The sequence below is a fragment of the Alphaproteobacteria bacterium genome (assembly GCA_015231795.1).
Lineage (GTDB): Bacteria > Pseudomonadota > Alphaproteobacteria > Rhodospirillales > WMHbin7 > WMHbin7.
Window position 1 is genome coordinate 1 of the sequence record JADGAX010000012.1, and the last position, 20,251, is coordinate 20,251.

Below are 20,251 nucleotides of genomic sequence, written 5' to 3' on the forward strand. Positions count from 1 at the left end.
ATCAAGCCGCATTTACTTCGTTTCCTGTGGGACAGCAGTGGGTCAGAGTCGATTTATGAAGATCGATTTCTAAGAACCGACGGACCATTCCCCCAATTCACAACTTCCTGCCAATCCTAATCGAACAGGCTTGAAACCGAGCGGTCTTCCGAGATGCGCTGGATCGATTCGGCCATCAAGGGCGCGATGGTCAACTGGCGGATGTTGGGCGAGCCTTTCACCGCTTCGGTGGCCGGGATGCTGTCGGTGGTGATCAGGTGCTTGAGCGGCGAGTTGGAAACGCGCTCGACAGCGCTTCCCGACAAAACGCCATGCGTGACATAGGCCGAGACCGAGGCGGCGCCCGATTTCATCAGCGCCACGGCGGCGTTGCACAACGTACCCGCCGAATCCACGATGTCGTCCACCATGATGCAGGTGCGTCCCTCGACGTCGCCGATGATGTTCATCACTTCGGAAACCCCGGCGCGTTCGCGGCGCTTGTCGATGATGGCCAGATCGGCGCCGATGCGGGCCGCCAGGGCGCGGGCGCGCACCACGCCGCCCACGTCGGGCGACACGATCATCACGTCTTCGCCGCCGAAACGCTCGCGCACGTCGTTGACGAAGACGGGGGCGGCGAACAGGTTGTCGAGCGGGATGTCGAAGAAACCCTGAATCTGACCGGAATGCAGATCGACCGTGACCACGCGGTCGGCGCCCGCCGCGGTGATCAGATTGGCCACCAGCTTGGCTGAAATGGGCGAGCGCGGGCCGGTCTTGCGGTCCTGGCGGGCATAGCCGAAATAGGGGATCACCGCCGTGATGCGTCTGGCCGAGCCGCGCTTCAGGGCGTCCATGGTGATCAGAAGTTCCATCAGATGGTCGTTGGCCGGAAAGCAGGTGGACTGCACGACGAACACATCCTCGCCGCGCACATTCTCCATCACCTCGACATGAATCTCCATGTCGTTGAAGCGCTTGATGTTCGCTTTGGTCAAGGGCTGGCTGAGATAGGCCGAAATGGCTTCGGCCAACGGGCGGTTGCTGTTGCAGGCGAGCAGCTTCATGGACAGGCGCTTTCCCCATGGCACGCCCACATCCTGGGCGGAGCCGATTTAACATTACCGTCATGGCATGTAAACCTTTTCGCCGCCCCAAGCGAAATAGATGTGGATAAGATAATCCGCCTTGAATTACCCGCTCTGACAACCCATTGGTAAAACATGCTGATTCAAAATCGCCCCTCCCTTCGCCCGTCCGAGGTCACGCCCCGCCATCTGTGGCTTGACCGCAGACGCTTTCTTTCCCTGGCCGCTGGAGTCGCCTTTGTCCCCGCGGCCGGGGGGCCGTTCGCCCTGGGCGAGCCGCAAACCAGCAAAAAGGACGCCACCAGCTACAATAATTTTCTGGAACTGGGCGAGAGCAAGGAAGCGCCCAGCGCCAATGCCGACGCGTTCAATCCAAGGCCCTGGACGCTCGAGGTCGGGGGCGAGGTGGAAAAGCCCTTTACGCTCGATTTCGACGCCCTGCAGAAAACATTTCCCCTTGAGGAGCGCGTTTACCGGCTGCGCTGCGTGGAAGCCTGGTCGATGGTGATCCCCTGGATCGGCTTTCCCCTGTCGGCCCTGCTCAAACGCGCCAATCCGACCAGCCGGGGCAAATATGTGGAATTCTTAAGTCTTCACGATCCCAAGCGCCTGCCCGGACAGCGCAATCCGCTTTATCCCTGGCCTTACCGCGAAGGGCTGCGCTTGGACGAGGCGATGAATCCGCTGACCATCTTGGCCGTGGGCATGTATGGCGACATTCTGCCCGCCCAGAACGGCGCACCCGTCCGTCTGGTGGTTCCCTGGAAATACGGCTTCAAAAGCATCAAGTCGGTGGTTTCGGTTCGTCTTGTCGAAGCCCAGCCGAAAACCACATGGAGCATGATGCAGCCCGGCGAATACGGCTTTTATTCGAACGTGAATCCCACGGTCGATCATCCGCGCTGGAGCCAAAAGAAGGAACGGCGCATCGGCGACATCTTGAAACGCGACACCTTGATGTATAACGGCTATGCCGATCAGGTGGCGCATCTTTACGCGGGCATGGATTTAAGGAAGAACTATTGAACGTGTCCTTGCGCAAGGCGGCCTGGAGTTTGGCTTTGCTCCCTCTGGGCTGGCTGGGCGCCAAGGCCTGGTGGTTCGGGCTGGGGGCCAATCCCATCGAGGCCATCATCCGCTTTCAGGGCAACTGGGCCTTGCGCTTTCTGCTGCTGACCTTGTGCGTAACGCCTTTGTTGCGCTGGTATCCCACCCTGGCTCCGGCCAGGCGCACGCTGGGTTTGCTGTGCTTCTTTTTCGCGCTGTCGCACATCTTGCTTTATCTGGGGCTGGAACAGTCGTTCGACTGGGGCGAATTATGGAAGGACATCGTCAAGCGGCGCTATATCACGGTTGGCATGCTGGCCTTCCTGCTGCTGATCCCGTTGGCCGTCACCTCGACCAACCGCTGGGTGAAGCGCCTGGGATTCCTGGCCTGGAAGCGTCTGCACCGGCTGGTCTGGCCCATCGCCTTCCTGGCTTGCCTGCATTTCGCCATGATGATCAAATTCTACGCTTACGCGGAACCGCTGCTCTATACGGGCTTCTTTCTGGTTCTTCTGGGGTTGCGCTTTCACAGAAAAGCCTAGCCTTCTTCCCCCGCTCGCATGGATAATGCCCGGCGTTTCAAAAGTTGGGACATATGCGCGCCGCCATCCATGCCTTGTTCATCGTCCTTGCGCTGTCGGCTTGCGTCGTCAGCCAGGAGACGGCTGTCCCTCCTGGCGAAGCGCCCAAGGAGGCCGTGGCGCCAAAGCCCTTTCCCGCCCTGGAAGCCGAAGCCGTGCTGTCGAAGGGCTTTCAGGCGATCTGGGAATTTTCGCTAGAAGAGATCGACGTCGCGTCCTTTGCGCTTGAAGGGGCCAAGGGGCTGGGATCGATCGATCCCAATCTGGTAGCCGCCCGGCAAACCGGTCAGTTCCAGCTTCGCCTGGGCGACGAGACGGTATTTTCAGCGTCGTTGCCGAAGGTGGGCGATCCCAGGGGCTGGGCGCGCCTGATCATCGAGGGGCTGATGGCGGCCAGATCCCGCTCTGCCCCCTTAAGCGAGGCCGGGGCGGAAGATGTGTATCAGGCGGTGTTCGATGCGGCGCTGGCCCGCTTTGACCTGCATTCGCGCTATGCCGGGTCCGAGGAAAGCAAACGCCAGAAGGCCAAGCGCGACGGCCAGACCGAGGATGGGGCTAGGCTGCCCCCCACCGTGGGGATGAACCTTGGCGACCAGATCGCCCATATTCAGATCGTGGGGTTCAATCAGCAGACGGCGGCCAGCCTGGAAGCCAAGCTGCGCGAAGCCATGAACCTGTATGATCGCCAGTTGAAAGGGGTCGTTCTCGACCTTCGGGGCAATCCGGGCGGCTTGTTGGAGCAAGCGGTCAGGTCGGCCGATTTGTTCCTGGGGGCGGGGCGAATCGTCGCCGCCAGGGGCCGCCATCCCGTTTCCAGCGTCAATCACGAAGCCATCGATGGCGAACTCGTCTCGGGCGTGCCCCTGGTGGTGCTGGTCGATGGGCGCACCGCGTCGGGCGGCGAAGTGCTGGCCGCCGCCCTGCAAGACCGCGGGCGGGCCGTCATCGTGGGCAGCACAACCTTCGGCAAAGGACTGGTGCAGACCGTGATCGAATTGCCCAACGGGGCCGAGATCAATCTGTCCTGGTCCAGGCTGCACGCCCCGTCCGGCTATGCGCTTCAGGGCCTGGGCGTCCTGCCCAACGTATGTACATCGTTGACGGGGAAGGATAAATCCATGTCAGGCGCCAGTGAGGTCCTGGCGGCTGAATTTGCCCAATGGCGCACCGTGGGGATCGGCAATGCGCAAGCCCGCGCCCGCCTGCGCACCCTGTGCCCACCCGAATCGCCCGATGGCCGGGCCGAGGCGGTCGCCCTTGGCCTGCTGTCCGACCGATCCTTGTACGCCAAGGCCTTAGCCCCCACCGGTGCCTATCTTGGGGTTAAGCCTTGACATTTGCTGGCATATGCGTATTTTCGCGCGCCTGACGTTCATCCGGAGTTCTTCACCATGGCCAAGCCCTCTACCGTGCTTATCAAGCTGGTCAGCACCGCCGATACCGGTTTCTTCTACGTGACCAAGAAGAATCCGCGCAAGACCACGGAAAAGATGGAATTCCGCAAATATGATCCGGTGGTGCGCAAGCACGTCGCCTTCAAGGAATCCAAGATCAAGTAACCGGTTTCTGCCGGTCTTTAAAGTCTACGGGCGCCCGTGATTCGGTCACTGGCGCCCGTTGCGTCTTTCTAAACTTGGCTCCATACTCGCGGCCATGCCTAAATCCGGCCCTTTTCAACGATTTGCCTTTGCCGCCGCCGATACTGACGTGGCGCAATCGGCGCGCCGCAGGCTGGCCGAGCGCTATGGCGACGCGCCCCTGTCCGATGCGCAGGTCATCGTGGCCCTGGGCGGCGACGGCTTCATGCTGGAAACCTTGCACAAACATCTGCCGCTGGGTCTTCCCATCTACGGCATGAATTGCGGCAGCGTCGGCTTTTTGATGAACGCCTTTCACGATGATGGGCTGGCCGAGCGTCTGGCTTCGGTGGAAGAAGTGATGCTGCATCCGCTTCAGATGACGGCCCAGACCGTCAACGGCGAGGTCTTCGAATATTTGGCCATCAATGAAGTGTCGCTGCTGCGCGAAACCCGTCAGGCCGCGAAAATCCGCATCCTGGTTGATGGCGTCGAGCGCATGGGCGAGTTGATTTGCGACGGCATCCTGGTTTCGACGCCAGCGGGCAGCACCGCCTACAATCTGTCGGCGCATGGACCGATCATTCCCATGGGCACGCAATTGCTGGCTTTAACGCCGATCAGCGCCTTTCGCCCCCGGCGCTGGCGCGGCGCGCTTTTGCGCCATACCGCCGTGGTCAGTTTCGAGATTCTCGAAGGTTTGAAGCGCCCGGTCAGCGCGGTGGCCGATTCGACGGAAGTGCGCGGCGTGTCGCGCGTCGATGTGCGCGAGCGCGGCGATATCCGCCTGCGTGTGCTGTTCGATCCCGAACATGATCTGGACGAGCGGATTCTGACCGAACAGTTTGTTTCTTGATGTTTGCACTCAAGCGCCGTGCGGGCGCTAGCGCCCTAGGCTCACGCCGGGATGGAACCCGGCGCGCCGCCATTGGCGGCGTAATTTTGCGGGACCCACGCAAATGAAACCAGCCCTCACACTTGCCATCGCGGCCCTGGGCGGCGGGCTATTTTACCTGATCCATTTTCCCCTGCCCTGGATGCTGGGCGCCATGGCCGCCACCACCTTGGGCGCCTTGCTGAAGCTGCAACTGGGCGTTCCGCCAAGATTGCGCAATCCCACCATGATCGTGCTGGGCCTGATGCTGGGCAGCGGCTTTACGCCCGACGTGCCTGGCCGTTTGCTGGAATGGTGGCCGGGCTTGCTGGCGCTGGCGGTCTATTTGGCGGGAGCCATCTGGGTGGGCGCGTTTTGGTATCGGCGCAAGCTGGGTTGCGACGCGCCCACTGCCTATTACGCCGCCGTGCCGGGCGGGCTGTCGGAAATGGTGGCGTTGGCGATGGCCGAGAAGGGCGACGAGGGCCTTGTCTCGATCCTGCACACGCTGCGCGTGATGGTGGTGGCGGCCTTGGTGCCCTGGGGCATTCGCCTGTCGCAAGGATTGCCGCTGTCGGGCACGCCGGGTTCCGGTTCTCTGCTTTCCTTGCCCATGACGGATGCCGGATTTCTGGCTCTGGGGGCGGTGCTGGGTGCTTTGGGGGGGAAGTTGTTGCGTTTGCCCGCCTACCTGCTGGTGGGGCCGATGCTGGCCAGCGCCGTCATCAGCATGGCGGGCCTGACTTCCGCCCATCCGCCGGTGGAACTGATCGTCATCGCCCAGGTGGTGCTGGGCGGCGCCGTGGGATCGCGCTTGGCCTCGGTGGACAAAGCCGTCGTCATCGCGGCTTTCAAAGCCTCGCTGGTGCTGGTGGCGCCGATGGTCGCGGCGGCGGCGGCCCTGTCCTGGCTGGTCAGCGAATTGGCGGGCTTCGACCATTTCGCCATGCTTCTGGCCTTGATGCCGGGCGGGCTGGGCGAGATGACGTTGATCGCCTTGGCGCTTGGCATCGACGTGCCCTTCGTCGCCACCCATCACATGATGCGCATCGCCCTGGTCATGCTGGCCGCCCCGCTGGCTTTCCGGTGGATGCGAAAACGAGACGCCAAGCGGGCCGCTAAGAAGATCATTGCCAGTCGGGGCAAATACAAAATGAGCCGAGCCGAGATTCTAGAAATGCGCGACGAGGGGCGGAAGTAAAAAGAAGTCGTCATGCCTGGCCATGACGATTAGGGCTTTTCCATCCCCAAAAACCCTCTGATTTCTCCCACCGCTTCGGCTAGGCCGACGCGTCTGGGGATCACCCCATCGGGGAAGGCGCCGAACAGGCGCGACGGCATCATGGGGTCAAGCAGCACGAAGACGCCGTGATCGGTTTCCTTGCGGATCAAGCGCCCGAAGGCCTGCTTCAATTTGAAACGCGTCAGCATGTCGTCGAACTGCTTGCCGCCGAAGGCCTTGCGCCGCGCCCGGTGCACGATGTCGGGCCGGGGCCAGGGCACGCGGTCGAAAACCAGCAGGCGCAGGGCGCGGCCCGGCACGTCGACGCCGTCGCGCATCGCATCCGTGCCCAACAGGCAAGCGTCCTCCTCGGCGCGGAACAGATCGACCAGAGTGGCGTTGTCCAGCCCATCGACATGCTGGGCCAGCAGGGGCAAGCCCGCCTCGTCGAGCGGCTTGGCGATGCGCCCATGAACGCCCTTCAACCTTGTGATCGCGGTGAACAGGCCCAGCGCTCCGCCCCCTGATGCGATGAACAATTCGCGGTAAGCGGCGGCCACCTGATCCAGATCGTCCTTGCGCACGTCGGTCACGATGAAGACGCGGGCCTGATCGGCGTAATTGTAGGGCGAGGGATGAGCGGCGCGCAGGGCGGGCAGGGGCAGATGAAGCGTGCCGGTGCGCTGTTCGGCCGATTGCCAGTCGGTTTGCGCATCGCCGGTGGAATCGGTCAACGTCGCCGACGTGATCAGCACGCCATGGGCGGGCATCATCACCTGTTCGGCAAAGGGTTTGGTGGGATCGATGAAAGCGCGGTTCAGACCCACATCGATCTCGCGCCCATCTATTTGCTCGATGGTCATCCAATCGACCGACAAGTCGCCGCCGCCCGCTTCAATCTCGGCCAGCATGCGCCCCCAGGCGTGAAGCGGCACCAAGGCGCGTCGCTCGATCGAACGGATCAAGCTGTCGATGCGTTGGCGGCTGTTGCTGTCCAGGTCCTTGGCTTCGTCGCTGAGTTTCTTGGCGAAAATCTTGACCAGTTGCGCCAGGGGCCTTGCCATGCGTTCCAGCGCCACCGCCAAAGTGGCCGCCGCCTGGGCCAGCCCCTCGTTCAAAGGCAGAGTGTCGCATTCTAGCGTATAGCTGTGCCGGTCGGCGCGGGCCAGCACCTGGCCGCGCACGAGATCAAGGAAACGTTCGGCGGCGCCGTAGGGTGCGTGGTCCTTCAACCGCTTGGCCCAACCATAGCCCGGCAGATGCTGTGCTGCCTGCAAGGCGGCCTGCAAGGCGTCGATGGCTTCCTGGCTGTTCTCGGCCAAATCCTCGACCCGTTTCTTCAAGCCCCTGGCGCGCGAGCGCGCCCCATCCTCGGCGCCCAGCAGCCAGCGGCGCAGCTCGTAGGTTTCCAGACCCGACAGATGCGCCGAAAAAGCGCCGTCGGCGGCGTCGAACAGATGATGCCCTTCGTCGAAGATCAGGCGCTGCACCAAGCCGTCGTCGCCGATATTGCCAAGCGACGATTGCACCATCACCAGCGCATGGTTGGCGATGACGATGCGCGCACGCCTGGCCTTTCGGATCGAGCGTTCCACGAAACAGCGCGTGATGTGCGAACAAGAGGAAAAGATGCATTCGCCGCGCCGGTCGGCCAAGCCCAGCGTGCGCGAGCGTCCCACCAGATCGGCCAGCCAGCCTGGAAAATCGCCACCCACCAGATCGCCGTCGCGCGTCGCCAGCACCCATCTGGCCATCAGGCCAAGGGCGATGGCGTCGTCGGGATGAGCGGGCAGGCTCATCACCGCTTCTTCCAGATTAAGCAGGCACAGATAATTCTCGCGGCCCTTGCGCACCACGACGCGCCTAGCCTTCTCGTCGGCGTCGGGATACAGGCGATCCAACTCGCCGTCGATCTGACGCTGCAAATGGCGGGTGAAGGTGCTGATCCAGACCGTGCCTTCGTTGATCTCGGCCCAGACGCTGGCGGGCGCCACATAGCCCAGCGTCTTGCCCGTCCCCGTGCCCGCCTCGGCCAGCACGGCGTTGGGGGCGTCTTGCATTTTGCGGGGCTGAAAGGCCAAGGCCGCCGCCGATGCGTAATCGGCCTGCTGGGGGCGATCCTCGGCCCCCTGTCCCAGCAATTGGGCCAGGCGCTTTCTGGCGGCTTCGGCATCGACCGGCATCGATCCCGGCGGCGGCGGTGGCGCATGTTCGCTCCATTCGCCCAAGCGCTCCCACACTTTCAGCCCGGCCAGCGTGTTGGCGCGGTGCGGCAAATCGCCCGTATGGCCCAATGCGGCCAGCACCGATGGTCCCCAGGGCCAGCCGCCCTTGCTCATGGCGACGGCGGCGCCCAGGGCGACGGCATGCTGGCGCGGGCTTAGCTGTTGTAGTTCCGACAATAAACGGGTGGCGATTTCGGGCAGGGCCAGGGCGGCGTCCAACCGGTCCTTGGGCTTGGCAAGCCCCAGCGCCAGACACAGGCCTTCCGGGCTGGGCAGGCAAGAAGCGCCGGGGCGCACGAAGGCGAACAGTTCCAGCAGATCATGCGCCGTGAAGGCGTCGATCTTCAGGCGCGCCGCCATGTTCAGACGATGCACCACCATGGGCTTCATGCTTTTGGCGATGCGCCCGGCCTGGGGGACGTCCAGCGTCTCCAGCGTGCCATCGGGAAAGGCGGCCGCCACGGTGCCCAGGCCCGCCACCAGCGCGGGAACCTCGGGCAGCAACAAGGGCGGGGCTATGGTCATGAAGCCCGGCTGTTGCCTAGGAAAATGAATCTTGCCGCCGAACCCGCCACGCGCTCATGGCGGATCGTGAAGCCCTCGGGCGGCTGGAATTCCTCTTTCGCCGCCACTTCGGCCACCACCAGCGATCCGGCCTTCAGCCAGCCCTGCTTGGACAGCGAGGCAAGGGCCAGGGGAACCAACCCCTCGCCATAGGGCGGGTCGAGCAGGGCGATATCCACCGGCATCTGGGCGGCGGGGGCGCGGGTGGCGTCGCAGCTAAGGACGCGCACGCGCTCTTCCACTTTCATGCGCTTGGCGTTGTTCTCGATGGTCTTGGCCGCCCCGCGCCAGTTTTCCATGAAGGTGACGAAGGCAGCCCCACGCGACAGCGCCTCGAAGCCCAGCGTTCCGGCGCCAGCGAACGCATCCAAGATTCTGGCGCCTTCCAGCGCCGGCATTTCGAAATTGCCGTGAGCCAGAACGTTGAACAGGGTTTCGCGCGCCCGGTCGGCGGTGGGCCGGGTCAGGCGTCCCGTGGGGGCCAGCAGCAAGCGGCCCTTCAACTCACCTGCGATGATGCGCAACTTTGCCTTCCTTGCCGGGCAGGCCGGCCTGTTCGCGCAGCACCTTGCCCGAAACCTCTTCCACCTCGCCGCGTTCAAGCTGGCCCAGTTGGAAGGGGCCGTAAGCGGTGCGGATCAGGCGCGTGGTTTCCATGCCCAGGCTGGCCATCACCTTGCGGATTTCGCGGTTCTTGCCTTCCTTGATGGATACGATCAGCCAAGCGTTGGCCCCTTGCGACCGTTCGATGCTGGCCTTGATCGGGCCATAGGACACGCCGTCCACCGTGACGCCCCGCTCCAGCGACGCCAAAGCCTCGGGCGTTGGAATGGGATGCACCCGCACCCGGTAGCGGCGCGTCCAGCCGGTGCTGGGCAGTTCCATCTTGCGGGCCAGGTCGCCGTCGTTGGTCAGCAGCAGCAAGCCTTCGCTGGTCAGGTCAAGGCGTCCTACCGAAATCAGTCGCGGCAGGTTGGGCGGCAGATTGTCGAAAACGGTGGGCCGTCCTTCGGGGTCCTTGTGGGTGGTGACGAGGCCTGGCGGCTTGTGATAGCGCCACAGCCTGGGCGGTTCCGGAGTCCTTAGTGGTTTGCCGTTCACGACGATGGCGTCGGCCTCGGTGACGTTGAGGGCGGGCGAGGAAATCACATGGCCGTTGACCGAAACGCGGCCCTCGGCAATCCAGCTTTCGGCCTCGCGGCGCGAGCAAAGCCCCGCCCTGGCCATGCGTTTGGCGATGCGTTCTCCGTCAGCCACGGCAAGCCTCGATGAAAGCGGTGAAAAGGGATGTGTCGGCTGGGCTGATCGCATATTCGGGATGCCATTGCACGCCGATCACGAAGGGTTTGCCGGGATGTTCGAAGCCCTCGATCACGCCGTCGTCGGCTTGGGCGTTGACCACCAGCCCTTCGCCCAGCTTCTTGACCGCCTGATGATGGGCGCTATTGACCGGAATGCGCCCGGCCTTGCAGATGGCGGCCAAATGGGTGCCCGGCGTGATCGCCACCTCATGGCCCGGCTCGGTTCTGGGATTGGGTTGTTCGTGCGCCAGCGCGCCTGCCACTTCATCTGGAATGTGCTGGATCAGCGTGCCGCCCAGGGCGACGTTCAAAAGCTGCTGGCCGCCGCAGATGCCCAGCACCGGCATGCCGCGCGCAAGCGCGCCTTGCACGATGGCCAGTTCGAACTGAGTGCGCTTGGTCTTCAGCTTCACGCTGGCGTGGCGGGTGGCGTCTCCGAACAGGGCCGGATCGACGTCGAAGGCGCCGCCGGTCACCACCAGACCCTTGATGGCGTCTAGATAGACGGCGGCTAAGTCTGGCTCATGCGGCAAGGACAAGGGTGCGCCGCCCGCGCTGGCGACCGCATCGCAGTAATTCTGGCGCAGCGCGTACCAGGGCATCTTGGAATAGCCGCCGGGTTCTTCGCTATCCAGCGTGATGCCAATCAGAGGGGGGTGCGTCTTCATGGCCGGAACATAATGGGTACGGCTTGACCTGTCCAGCCCGTCCGGGCAAGGTCGAAAGATGGATGCGAACAAATTCATGGCTCTGGCCTTCGAACAAGCCAAGGCGGCTGAAAAGGCTGGCGAAGTGCCGATCGGCGCGGTGGTGGTGGATGCCAGGGGTCGGGTTCTGGGCCTGGGGCACAACCGCAACCGCTTGCGGCTGGACCCGACCGCGCACGCGGAAATCGAGGCGATTCGCGCCGCCTGTCAGGAATTGGGCCAAGCCAGACTGGATGACTGTGATCTGTATGTGACGCTGGAACCTTGCCCGATGTGCGCCCAGGCCATCGCTTTCGCCCAAATTCGCCGGTTGGTGTTTGGCGCTTACGACCCCAAAGGGGGCGGGGTCGAGCATGGGCCGCGCATCTTTGAACAGCCAACTTGTCATCATCGACCGGAAGTCATTGGCGGCATTGGGGAAACCGAGGCTAGCACCCTGCTTAGGGCTTTTTTCCAGGCCAGACGGGATTGATCCCCGAGCTTCTTGCCTGTAAGCAAGGGTATCTTGTGGATGGGTGGGGTAGAGACATGCGCTTGTTGATCTTGCTGATGGCGGGGTTGCTGTTTGCTGGCGGGCCTGCTTTGGCCAGCGGTGGAAAGAAGCTGGGCGAAGGCCCGCCCATGATCGAATTCAATCCGATGAATGTGCCGGTGCGCGGGTTGGAGCGCACGGAAAGCCGCCTGTACACGCTGAATCTGGAATCGCACGGTTGGATGATGATTCCCACCATCTGCAAATCGGTTCCCAAGATCGTCGATGCGGTCATCAACGATTTCAGGGCCAATCCGCCGCAGGTGACCAAGCGCAACAAGTTGGATATGGTGGCCATGGATAAGCGCATGACCGATGTCGTGCTGCGCTATGTCGATCCGTCGCTCGTCAAACGCGTCTGGCTGGTCGAAGGCGGCAGTGCTGGCACCGGCGGCGTTATCGACCGCCTGCCCAATCAGTGCAAGTAGGACAACAGGAGAGAAAAATGGTCAAGGACTGGCCCAAGATGGCGAAAGACTTGTCGTTGGCCATGCGCGAGGTGCGGGCGGGCGTTCCCGACGTCGCCAAGGCTTTCTCGGAATTGGCCAAGACGGCGACGGCCATGGGCGCTTTGGACCCCAAGGCCAAGGAGCTGATCGCGGTGGCGATCGCGGTGGCCGTGCGCTGCGACGGCTGCATAGCCTTTCACGTCAAGGCGGCTTTCGATCACGGCGCCACGCGCGAAGAAATCATGGAAACCGTGGGCATGTCGATTTACATGGGCGGCGGCCCCAGCTTCATTTATGGCGCCCAGGCATTGGAAGCCTATGACCAGTTCGCCGCCCTGAAGGCTTAGAAGGCTTGAACGACTTTTACCAAAGCTACGGGCGTTTCAAGCAATATTCCACGCCCACTGTTTCCGACAAGGTGCGAAAGCGCCTGGACAGGGAAGTGTGGGAACCCGCCGCCTGCCAGCCTCATCACCGGTTCTTGGAATTGGGATGCGGCACCGGCCAGTTCCTGGCCTATTTGGCGGCCAAGGGGGCGACGTCCGTGCTGGGGATCGATCACGATCTTGATCTGGCGCAGGTGATGCCAACCGCCGCCAAGTCCTTCTTTCGCCAGGGCGACATTCTAAAGGCGCTGGAAGGCGATGCGCTGGGGCGGTTTGACCGCGTGATGCTGTTCGACGTGCTGGAACATTTCACGCCGCAAGATGGTTGGGCGTTGCTGGAAGCCATCCGCGATCATCTGGAGCCCGATGGCAAACTGGTGCTGAAAGTGCCCAATGCCGCCTCGCCCTGGGGCATTCAATACCAGTATGGCGATCTGACGCACAAAACCGCCTATACGCCGCTTAGTCTGCGCCAGATGGCCGAAGCGTCCGGTTACGCGCTGGAGCGTTTCTACGCGCCCTTGGGCGGCTCGCCGCGCCGCAGAGTGAGCGAAGCGATGGTGAACGGATTTCTGAAATGGGCGCTGACCTCGCCGCCCGATCTGTTCAGCGCCAATATGTACGGGATTCTTAAACCGCGCTGATCACCAGACCTTGTCGGGAAACTGCGCGATGCCTCGCTTCAGAAAGATGGCGTCCGCCTGATAGAGAAGGCGCATTCTTCCCCTTCTCATATCTGTCATGTCGATGAACTGGAAGCCTTGCTCATCCATGAAGCGAACGACGTCGGGGAACAGCGGCGCGCCTTCGTTGTAGCGAAGAATCGACACTTCGGCGATGACGGCGCTGGCGGATGCCAAAATTTGCGGGCCGCCCTTCAAAACGTCGATTTCCGCCCCTTGCACGTCCAGCTTGATCAAATCGAATGGGGGGCGTTGTTTGCGATAAGGTCCAGACGTTCGATCTTGACCTTGCGAGACTTGCTGGCGAAGCCGGAACGTTCGGCGAAGAGAGAGGAGCCGGTTGTGCCGAAGGGTGTTTGCGGGATTAGGAATTCGACCTCGCGGCCAGCCTCCTCCCCCAGAACGGCGATGCGAACATTGGCGTTTCCAATCTCGGCGGCGACGGCGTTCAGCGCCGCTTCCTTCTCGCTTTGCGCCTCGACCATCTGGATGTGAGCCGTGGGAAAGATTCTTCTGGCAAGGCGGCTCCACCAACCTTCATAAGCGCCGATATCCAGAATGGCCTTGGGCTTCAACCCGATTTCGGAGAGCCGCAACAGGGCCTCCTCCATAGTGTTGCGACCGTCCTCAAGGGCGATCAGCCCCATCATCTGAAGGGCTTGCGGCTGGCCTGGAACGGCGGCCAGGACTGCCTTCAGGGTCTTGAAGGCGGCATCGAAGTCGCCGCGCTCGCCCTCGCGTTTGGCGCGCTCCAAAGCCTGACCGAGCGAAAAGCCGCTCACTGGACGTTCTCGCGGGCAATAGCCCGCCAGCCGATGTCGCGCCGACAGAATCCTTCCGTCCAGCGGATGCGCTCGACCGCCTGATACGCCCTTGCCTGCGCTTGCTTGACAGAAGTTCCAATAGCCGTCACCCCCAGCACGCGCCCGCCATTGGCTAGTATCTGGCCGTCTTGCTCCTTGGTTCCGGCATGGAAGACGGTGACGCCTTCCACCTTGCCCGCCTCGCCCAATCCGTCGATGACGGTGCCTTTCTTGTAGGCCCCCGGATAACCCTCGGCCGCCATCACCACCACCAGCGCCGTTTCATCTTTCCAGCCGAAGCGCGCCTGATCCAGGCGCCCCAAGGCCGCGGCATGCAAAATTTCCAACAGATCGCCATCCAGACGGCTCATCAGCACCTGACATTCCGGATCGCCGAAGCGCACGTTGAATTCGATCAGCTTGGGTTCGCCGTCCTTAATCATCAGGCCAGCGAACAAAACGCCGGTGAAGGGAGCGCCCATGTCCGCCATGCCTTTCACGGCGGGCTTGACGATGCGCTCCATGATTTTCGCCTCGACCTCGGGCGTCGCCACCGGGGCGGGCGAATAGGCGCCCATGCCGCCGGTATTGGGGCCGGTGTCGCCGTCGCCCACCGCCTTATGGTCCTGGGCGGCCGAGAAAGCCACGGCGCGCTGGCCGTCGCACAAGGCGAAGTAGCTGGCTTCCTCGCCGGTGAGGAATTCCTCGATGACGATTTCGTCGCCCGCCGATCCGAATTCGCGTTTGGCCATCATCAGATCGACGGCGTCCAGGGCTTCTTGCAGTGTGGGACACAAGATGACGCCCTTGCCTGCCGCCAGACCGCTGGCTTTGACCACGATGGGAGCGCCCTTCTCGCGCACGAAGGCCTTGGCGGCTTCGATGTCGGTGAAGCGCCCGTACCAGGCGGTGGGAATGCCCGCCTTGGCCGCCAGATCCTTCATGAAGGCCTTCGACCCTTCCAGTTGGGCCGCTGCCTGGCTGGGGCCGAAAACCGGGAATCCCGCTTCGCGCAGCCGGTCGGCCAGCCCCAGGGTAAGCGGCGCTTCCGGCCCCACCACCACGAAATCGACGGCGTGGCTTTTGGCGAAATCGACCAGCTTGGCGACATCTTCCGCCCCGATGGGCACGCAGTCGGCGATTTGGGCGATTCCGGCATTGCCGGGCGCGCAGTACAGCTTGTCCAGGCGGGGGGATTGCCTCAATTTCCAGGCCAGCGCATGTTCGCGCCCGCCGGAACCGACTAAAAGAACCTTCATGGTCAACTCCCCCATGGCATCGCTTAGGGCGGTTCTTGTATCATAGCCAGTCATGAACGACCAGCGCACCAATCTGCCCGAATTGTCGGTTTCCGAAATCTCGACGCTTTTGAAGCGTACGGTCGAGGACTCGTTTTCGCTGGTTCGGGTGCGGGGCGAAATTTCGGGCTTCAAGCGCCACAGTTCCGGCCATCTGTACTTCGCGCTCAAGGACAGCGAGGCGGTGCTGGACGCCGTGTGCTGGAAGGGTAGTGCCGCCAAGCTGGCGGCAAAGCCCGAAGACGGGCTGGAAGTGGTGTGCCTGGGCCGGCTGACCACCTATGCCGGGCGCTCGAAATATCAGATGGTCGTCGAGCAGATGGAGCTGTCGGGCGAAGGGGCGCTGCTGAAGCTGTTGGAGGAGCGCAAGAAAAAGCTGGCCGCCGAAGGTCTGTTCGCGTCCGAGCGCAAGCGCCCCATTCCCTATCTGCCCGGCGTGATCGGCGTGATCACTTCGCCCACCGGGGCGGTCATCCGCGACATTCTGCATCGCCTTGCCGACCGTTTTCCCCGCCATGTGCTGGTTTGGCCGGTGGCCGTGCAGGGCGAGGGGGCGGCCCAGCAGGTGGCGCGGGCGATCCAGGGTTTCAACGCCTTGTCGCCAAACGGCGCCGTGCCGCGCCCCGACCTGTTGATCGTCGCCCGCGGCGGCGGCAGCATCGAGGATTTGTGGGCCTTCAACGAGGAAATCGTGGTTCGGGCGGCAGCCGAATCGCAGATTCCGTTGATCTCGGCGGTGGGGCACGAAACCGACACCACGCTGATCGATTTCGCGTCCGACCGGCGCGCGCCCACGCCAACGGCGGCGGCAGAAATGGCGGTGCCGGTGCGCATGGATCTGGTGGCCGACCTGAAACAGAAATCGGCCCGCATGGCGCAAGCGATGGGGCGTCTGCTTGATGAGCGGCGCATGCGCCTGGAAGGGTTGGAGCGCGGCCTGCCCAAGCCGTCGCATCTGGTGGAAGAAGCCCAGCAGAAGCTGGACGAGCGGGCCGAGAGATTGGCCAACGCCTATCCCGCCTATCTTGAGCGTCAGCGGGCCAATCTGGCCAAGTTGGGGGCGACCTTGCGCTCGCCCAGGGAATTGATCGCCTTGAAGGCGCATCAGTTGGAAAAATCCGCCACCGCGCTGGCCAATGGTTGGAAGGGGCATGTGCAGGGCTGGGAAAGCGGCTTGGACCGTGCGGGCCGATTACTGGAATCGCTGTCGCACCGTTCGGTGCTGGCGCGCGGCTATGCGCTGGTGCATGGCCCGGACGGCGGCGTGATCGGCTCGGTCGAGCGGGCGAAGAAGGAAAGCGCCTTGCAAGTTGAGTTCCATGACGGCGCGGTCGAGGTGACGGTGGATGGGGCGGCGCCCGCTCCCCAGAAACCACGCAAGGGACCCGGCGATCAAAGACAGGGATCGCTGTTGTGATGCGGCTTTACTCCGTCATGGCCGGGCTTGTCCCGGCCATCCACGCGGCGATGCGGAAAAAGTCGTGGATGCGCGGGTCAAGCCCGCGCATGACGGTTGCTATATCAATTTGCTTCTTTTTTCTTGTTGCCTGTCCGGCGCTGGCCGACGTGGCGCTGAACGGTCGGATCGAGCAGGGGGCTTTGGTGCTGGGTCAGGCAATGCCCGGCTCGCGCCTGACCTTGGACGGCGTGCCGGTGATGGTGGGGCCGGATGGGCGCTTCGCGCTGGGCTTTGCCCGCGAAGCCGGGCCGCAGTCGCATTTGCTGATCGAGGAACCCGGACAGCCCGTGCAGACAAGGCAGTTGAGCGTAGCGCCCAGAAGCTGGGACATTCAGCGCATCGAGGGCTTGCCCGAGCGTCAGGTGACGCCCGATCCGAAAACGCAAGAGCGCATCAAGCGCGAGAATGAATGGATCGTCGAAGCCAGATCGCATTCAAGTCCACAGGCCCTGTTCGCCAGCGGATTTCTTCAGCCCGCCGATGGTCGGATCAGCGGCGTCTTCGGCAGCCAGCGCATCTTGAACGGGCAGCCGCGTTCCGCGCATTCAGGCGTCGATTTCGCGGCCCCTGTGGGGGCGCCCGTGCAAGCCGCCGCCGATGGTCTGGTGGTGCTGGCCGAGGGCGATCTGTTCTATACCGGCCAGACCGTGATGATCGATCACGGTCTGGGCGTGAACACGGTCTATGCGCATCTGTCTGCGATTGCGGTCAAGCTGGGCCAGCGCGTCGCCAAGGGAGAGCGGATCGGCAGCGTTGGCGCCAGCGGGCGCGCTACCGGCCCGCATCTGCATTGGGGGCTTACCGTTGGTCAGGTGAAATTGGACCCGATGAGCGCTCTTAACCTTCCCCAGCCGCCGCCAGCAGCACGGCCTTGATCTTGGCGGCCATGTCGGTCCAGCGAAACAGCTGGGCGCGCTGCAGCCCGGCCGCCACCAGGGCTTTGCGCGTTTCTTGCAACTGCACTTCCAACAGGGCGCGCGTCATGCCTGGCACATCGGTGGGGCCGACATACATGGCCGCCGGTCCCGCCACTTCGGCCAGCGACCCCATGGGCGTGGTGATGACCGGACAGCCCGAAGCCATGGCCTCGATCACCGGCATGCCGAAACCTTCATAGAAGGACGGAAAGACCAGCGCCACGGCGCCCGCATAGGCCAGGCGCATTTCCTCGTCGCTCATGCGGCCATAAATGATGGGCGTGTCGGGGACCAGATCGATGAATTCCTGTTCGACCGGCTTGGCGCCCGAATTGACGATGGCGAACTGGCCTTTGTTGTTCATGCCAGCGAAGCCCTTGAAGAACAGAATGCCGTTCTTGTAGCTTTTGCGCTGGCCGACCAGCATGTAATAGGGTCTGTCAACGCCGATCCGATTTTTGAAGTCGGCGATCTCGTCCTCGCTGGCGGGCTTGAAGATGGGATTCACGCCGCAATGCGCGACATGCACGGTCTTGGCGTCGATGGCGGGAAACAGGCGCTTAAGGTCGCTGGCCGTGTTCTCTGAAATGCAGACATAGCCCTTGCACCTCGCATAGCCGATGGCGTCGTGCTTTTCTTGCCACATCGGCTCGTCGGTGGCGTTGACGCCCACCACCTCGGGAATCATGTCGTAGCCCATGAAAATGCTGGGGGTGGACAAGGGGGTGGTGCAGAAGGTGGAGACGAAAAGGTCGATTTCTTCCTCGTCGCAGACCTTTTGCAGCAAGGCGCGGTCTTCGGCCAGACGCTCGTAATCGTGGCCGGGCAGATTGCGGCGCATCAGGCCTTGCACTTCCGGCCCCAATCCCTCGCGATCCAGGATCAACAGGTGGTCGGCGAAACCATCCTTGACCCAGACCCGCAGCAATTCCTCCCACACCCTGGCGATGCCGGTCAGGTAATCTTGGAAGAAAACGGCGTCGATGGCGATGCGGGGTTTCTTGGGCGATCCTGGACGGGCGGCGATCTTGGGCGACCGTTCGGTGGCGATTTCGGGTGAGGCATGCTTGTCGCGGCGCGTCCATAGGCTGCGCCCTTCCTGAATGTATCCTGCCTGCCTCAGGCGGGCGGCGGCGCTTTCGGGCAAGGGGTCGAACATGGCTTCGGCGACGCAAAGGCTGGCGGGCGTCCGCTCCAGGGGCAGGCTTTCCAGATTTTGCGCCGATGCCAGCAGAATGGCCTGGGGGCCAAGTTCATCGAACAGATGCTCGGGCGGCGTAATGGCGATACGGCCTTCGCTCTGCGTCTGGGCGAACAAGGCGCTGTCCTCTGCCACGCGGATATCCAGGCGCGGCAGGTCGATGGCGTCGGTGGCATAGGCCGGGTCAAGCCCAGGGGCCAGGATCAGTTGCAGCTTTTTCGAGCGCCGGTGCAGGTCCTGCACCGCCTCATAGGCCTCGACGCGCTTCAACAGCTCTATCGGGCCGTTGGGAAGGGCGAAGCGATGGCGCGGATCATCCGACAAATCCCACCCCTCGGCCGCCCTGCCTTCCAGCGCCAAGTCCAGGAATTGGCGGCGCTTGAGGTCGGGATGGTGGTCGGCCATGAATTTGGAGCAGCCGGCCAGTCGGATGGCCTTTGCCGCCTCAGGATGCGCCAAATAGTAACACGCTCTGTCGACCAGATCGTCCAGCCCGTCGTAATGGACGAGATGCTTGCCGTCTTCGAACAATCCGTCCAGCCCCGCCTGCGGCGCCAATCGGTCAGTCAGCAGAAATCCGCCTGCGGCCAGCACTTCGCCGACCCGGTGGTTGATGTCGCCGTTCAGGCTGACATTCAGGCTGATGGCCGAGCGGGCGTAATGCGCCGATGCCTCTTCCTGGCTGGTGGTGGCCAGATGCAGCGGCAGACCGGCTTCCTTCAAGGCGTCGAGAACCTGGGTGCGGTAGGGATGCCAGCGGCCCATCGAGCCTATGAATGAGACGGGATAGGCCAGCGCCTGCGCTTCGGGCTGGGGATGCGGATTGACCGACAGCAGGGGTATCCAATAGCAGGGCGCGTTCAGTCCGGCATGGGCGAAGAAATGCACATGCTGGCGGGCATGATGGCAGATGATGAGGTCGAATGGTTCGCTGGCCGCGTAATCCAGCATCCAGGCGATGGGACGTTCCAGGTGATGCGTGTCGCCCAGGATCAGCACTTTGACGCCCGGCACGGCCCCAAGGTTGCGGGCTATGTTGCGCCCGGTGGCGTCGGGTTTCACGACCACGATATCGGGGGTAACGCCCAGTTTTCTGGCCGCTTCGGCCAGGTCGTATTGACCGGGGGCGACGTTCAGGCAGTCGATGCCGGACTTGTCGCGCCCGGTCTGGCAGTCGGGGCCGACGAAAACTTCATGGGGCGCGAACATCCGGCGCGGATAAAAGCCCGGCTGGGACTGGTAGCAAAGTAGGGCCAGGGGCTGGGCTTTGGATGTCATGGCGCGATAGTAAGGAGGGGATGGACCCGGATCAAGCGCCCGCTCTTGCTGAACCGCCATAAGATGGGCAGAGTGCG

At 63.1% G+C, this 20,251-nt stretch carries 21 protein-coding genes; 12 read left to right on the plus strand and 9 right to left on the minus strand.

The window, feature by feature from the left end; translation table 11 throughout:
• Positions 1 to 116 precede the first annotated feature (116 nt).
• Positions 117 to 1,049, minus strand: coding sequence for a ribose-phosphate pyrophosphokinase (locus HQL44_16535; GenBank protein MBF0270191.1), 933 nt, complete (start codon positions 1,047 to 1,049; stop codon positions 117 to 119).
• A 156-nt stretch (positions 1,050 to 1,205) separates the two neighbouring features.
• Here HQL44_16535 and msrP point away from each other — a divergent pair, with 156 nt between their 5' ends.
• The 6 genes from msrP (at position 1,206) to HQL44_16565 (ending at position 6,350) form a co-directional block, all read left to right on the plus strand.
• Positions 1,206 to 2,096 (plus strand): protein-methionine-sulfoxide reductase catalytic subunit MsrP, encoded by an 891-nt coding sequence (gene msrP / locus HQL44_16540; GenBank protein MBF0270192.1) that lies wholly within the window; start codon positions 1,206 to 1,208, stop codon positions 2,094 to 2,096.
• Positions 2,093 to 2,659: a sulfoxide reductase heme-binding subunit YedZ gene (locus tag HQL44_16545; GenBank protein ID MBF0270193.1), complete on the plus strand. Its 567-nt coding sequence runs from the start codon at positions 2,093 to 2,095 to the stop codon at positions 2,657 to 2,659. Before msrP ends, HQL44_16545 begins: the two co-directional genes overlap by 4 nt.
• Positions 2,660 to 2,712: 53 nt before the next feature.
• Positions 2,713 to 4,032: a hypothetical protein gene (locus HQL44_16550; protein MBF0270194.1), complete on the plus strand. Its 1,320-nt coding sequence runs from the start codon at positions 2,713 to 2,715 to the stop codon at positions 4,030 to 4,032.
• A 57-nt stretch (positions 4,033 to 4,089) separates the two neighbouring features.
• Entirely contained in the window at positions 4,090 to 4,257 is a 168-nt protein-coding gene (gene rpmG / locus HQL44_16555) for a 50S ribosomal protein L33 (GenBank protein ID MBF0270195.1), read from the plus strand.
• Between the two features lie 94 nt (positions 4,258 to 4,351).
• Positions 4,352 to 5,131 carry an NAD kinase gene (locus tag HQL44_16560; protein MBF0270196.1) on the plus strand — a complete coding sequence of 260 codons (780 nt, stop codon included), beginning with the start codon at positions 4,352 to 4,354 and terminating at the stop codon, positions 5,129 to 5,131.
• Positions 5,132 to 5,234: 103 nt separating this feature from the next.
• The gene (locus HQL44_16565; protein MBF0270197.1) at positions 5,235 to 6,350 is read left to right on the plus strand and encodes an AbrB family transcriptional regulator; all 1,116 of its coding nucleotides are present in this window, start codon (positions 5,235 to 5,237) and stop codon (positions 6,348 to 6,350) included.
• 29 nt (positions 6,351 to 6,379) lie between these two features.
• On the opposite strand, the gene HQL44_16570 is transcribed toward HQL44_16565, so the two are convergent.
• From HQL44_16570 to HQL44_16585, 4 genes are read right to left on the minus strand one after another with little or no spacing between them, the layout of a single operon-like run.
• Entirely contained in the window at positions 6,380 to 9,121 is a 2,742-nt protein-coding gene (locus HQL44_16570; protein MBF0270198.1) for an ATP-dependent DNA helicase, read from the minus strand.
• Complete coding sequence (rsmD, locus tag HQL44_16575) at positions 9,118 to 9,684, minus strand: 16S rRNA (guanine(966)-N(2))-methyltransferase RsmD (protein MBF0270199.1); 567 nt, start codon at positions 9,682 to 9,684, stop codon at positions 9,118 to 9,120. The genes HQL44_16570 and rsmD overlap by 4 nt, the downstream gene beginning before the upstream one ends.
• Positions 9,665 to 10,471, minus strand: a complete 807-nt coding sequence (locus HQL44_16580) for an rRNA pseudouridine synthase (protein MBF0270200.1) — start codon at positions 10,469 to 10,471, stop codon at positions 9,665 to 9,667. The genes rsmD and HQL44_16580 overlap by 20 nt, the downstream gene beginning before the upstream one ends.
• Positions 10,410 to 11,129, minus strand: coding sequence for a gamma-glutamyl-gamma-aminobutyrate hydrolase family protein (locus HQL44_16585; GenBank protein MBF0270201.1), 720 nt, complete (start codon positions 11,127 to 11,129; stop codon positions 10,410 to 10,412). The genes HQL44_16580 and HQL44_16585 overlap by 62 nt, the downstream gene beginning before the upstream one ends.
• Positions 11,130 to 11,205: 76 nt before the next feature.
• On the opposite strand from HQL44_16585, the gene HQL44_16590 reads away from it, so the two are divergent.
• From HQL44_16590 to HQL44_16605, 4 genes are read left to right on the plus strand one after another with little or no spacing between them, the layout of a single operon-like run.
• Positions 11,206 to 11,640, plus strand: a complete 435-nt coding sequence (locus HQL44_16590; protein MBF0270202.1) for a nucleoside deaminase — start codon at positions 11,206 to 11,208, stop codon at positions 11,638 to 11,640.
• 56 nt (positions 11,641 to 11,696) lie between these two features.
• Entirely contained in the window at positions 11,697 to 12,128 is a 432-nt protein-coding gene (locus HQL44_16595) for a hypothetical protein (protein ID MBF0270203.1), read from the plus strand.
• A gap of 17 nt (positions 12,129 to 12,145) precedes the next feature.
• A complete protein-coding gene (locus tag HQL44_16600) occupies positions 12,146 to 12,496 on the plus strand; it encodes a carboxymuconolactone decarboxylase family protein (protein MBF0270204.1) in 351 nt (116 codons plus the stop codon).
• A 5-nt stretch (positions 12,497 to 12,501) separates the two neighbouring features.
• A complete protein-coding gene (locus tag HQL44_16605) occupies positions 12,502 to 13,179 on the plus strand; it encodes a class I SAM-dependent methyltransferase (protein ID MBF0270205.1) in 678 nt (225 codons plus the stop codon).
• On the opposite strand, the gene HQL44_16610 is transcribed toward HQL44_16605, so the two are convergent.
• Genes HQL44_16610 through purD form a run of 3 tightly spaced genes read right to left on the minus strand, consistent with a single transcriptional unit; the run spans position 13,180 to position 15,280 of the window.
• Positions 13,180 to 13,455, minus strand: a complete 276-nt coding sequence (locus HQL44_16610) for an FkbM family methyltransferase (GenBank protein ID MBF0270206.1) — start codon at positions 13,453 to 13,455, stop codon at positions 13,180 to 13,182.
• Positions 13,452 to 14,000, minus strand: a complete 549-nt coding sequence (locus HQL44_16615) for a hypothetical protein (protein MBF0270207.1) — start codon at positions 13,998 to 14,000, stop codon at positions 13,452 to 13,454. Before HQL44_16615 ends, HQL44_16610 begins: the two co-directional genes overlap by 4 nt.
• A complete protein-coding gene (purD, locus tag HQL44_16620) occupies positions 13,997 to 15,280 on the minus strand; it encodes a phosphoribosylamine--glycine ligase (protein MBF0270208.1) in 1,284 nt (427 codons plus the stop codon). Before purD ends, HQL44_16615 begins: the two co-directional genes overlap by 4 nt.
• A gap of 52 nt (positions 15,281 to 15,332) precedes the next feature.
• Between purD and HQL44_16625 the strand changes: the two genes are divergently transcribed.
• Both HQL44_16625 and HQL44_16630 read left to right on the plus strand, forming a co-directional pair.
• Complete coding sequence (locus HQL44_16625) at positions 15,333 to 16,736, plus strand: exodeoxyribonuclease VII large subunit (protein ID MBF0270209.1); 1,404 nt, start codon at positions 15,333 to 15,335, stop codon at positions 16,734 to 16,736.
• 68 nt (positions 16,737 to 16,804) lie between these two features.
• Positions 16,805 to 17,653: a M23 family metallopeptidase gene (locus tag HQL44_16630; GenBank protein MBF0270210.1), complete on the plus strand. Its 849-nt coding sequence runs from the start codon at positions 16,805 to 16,807 to the stop codon at positions 17,651 to 17,653.
• On the opposite strand, the gene HQL44_16635 is transcribed toward HQL44_16630, so the two are convergent.
• A complete protein-coding gene (locus HQL44_16635; GenBank protein ID MBF0270211.1) occupies positions 17,616 to 20,174 on the minus strand; it encodes a glycosyltransferase in 2,559 nt (852 codons plus the stop codon). The two genes, HQL44_16630 and HQL44_16635, sit on opposite strands and share 38 nt — an antisense overlap.
• Positions 20,175 to 20,251 lie beyond the last annotated feature (77 nt).

Bases quoted from the DNA above. Each gene is read 5' to 3' on its own strand.
- HQL44_16535 (MBF0270191.1), bottom strand. From the start codon at position 1,049: ATGAAGCTGCTCGCCTGCAACAGCAACCGCCCGTTGGCCGAAGCCATT.
- msrP (MBF0270192.1), top strand. From the start codon at position 1,206: ATGCTGATTCAAAATCGCCCCTCCCTTCGCCCGTCCGAGGTCACGCCC.
- HQL44_16550 (MBF0270194.1), top strand. From the start codon at position 2,713: ATGCGCGCCGCCATCCATGCCTTGTTCATCGTCCTTGCGCTGTCGGCT.
- rpmG (MBF0270195.1), top strand. From the start codon at position 4,090: ATGGCCAAGCCCTCTACCGTGCTTATCAAGCTGGTCAGCACCGCCGAT.
- HQL44_16560 (MBF0270196.1), top strand. From the start codon at position 4,352: ATGCCTAAATCCGGCCCTTTTCAACGATTTGCCTTTGCCGCCGCCGAT.
- HQL44_16565 (MBF0270197.1), top strand. From the start codon at position 5,235: ATGAAACCAGCCCTCACACTTGCCATCGCGGCCCTGGGCGGCGGGCTA.
- HQL44_16570 (MBF0270198.1), bottom strand. From the start codon at position 9,121: ATGACCATAGCCCCGCCCTTGTTGCTGCCCGAGGTTCCCGCGCTGGTG.
- HQL44_16580 (MBF0270200.1), bottom strand. From the start codon at position 10,471: ATGCGATCAGCCCAGCCGACACATCCCTTTTCACCGCTTTCATCGAGG.
- HQL44_16585 (MBF0270201.1), bottom strand. From the start codon at position 11,129: ATGAAGACGCACCCCCCTCTGATTGGCATCACGCTGGATAGCGAAGAA.
- HQL44_16590 (MBF0270202.1), top strand. From the start codon at position 11,206: ATGGCTCTGGCCTTCGAACAAGCCAAGGCGGCTGAAAAGGCTGGCGAA.
- HQL44_16595 (MBF0270203.1), top strand. From the start codon at position 11,697: ATGCGCTTGTTGATCTTGCTGATGGCGGGGTTGCTGTTTGCTGGCGGG.
- HQL44_16600 (MBF0270204.1), top strand. From the start codon at position 12,146: ATGGTCAAGGACTGGCCCAAGATGGCGAAAGACTTGTCGTTGGCCATG.
- purD (MBF0270208.1), bottom strand. From the start codon at position 15,280: ATGAAGGTTCTTTTAGTCGGTTCCGGCGGGCGCGAACATGCGCTGGCC.
- HQL44_16625 (MBF0270209.1), top strand. From the start codon at position 15,333: ATGAACGACCAGCGCACCAATCTGCCCGAATTGTCGGTTTCCGAAATC.
- HQL44_16630 (MBF0270210.1), top strand. From the start codon at position 16,805: ATGCGCGGGTCAAGCCCGCGCATGACGGTTGCTATATCAATTTGCTTC.
- HQL44_16635 (MBF0270211.1), bottom strand. From the start codon at position 20,174: ATGACATCCAAAGCCCAGCCCCTGGCCCTACTTTGCTACCAGTCCCAG.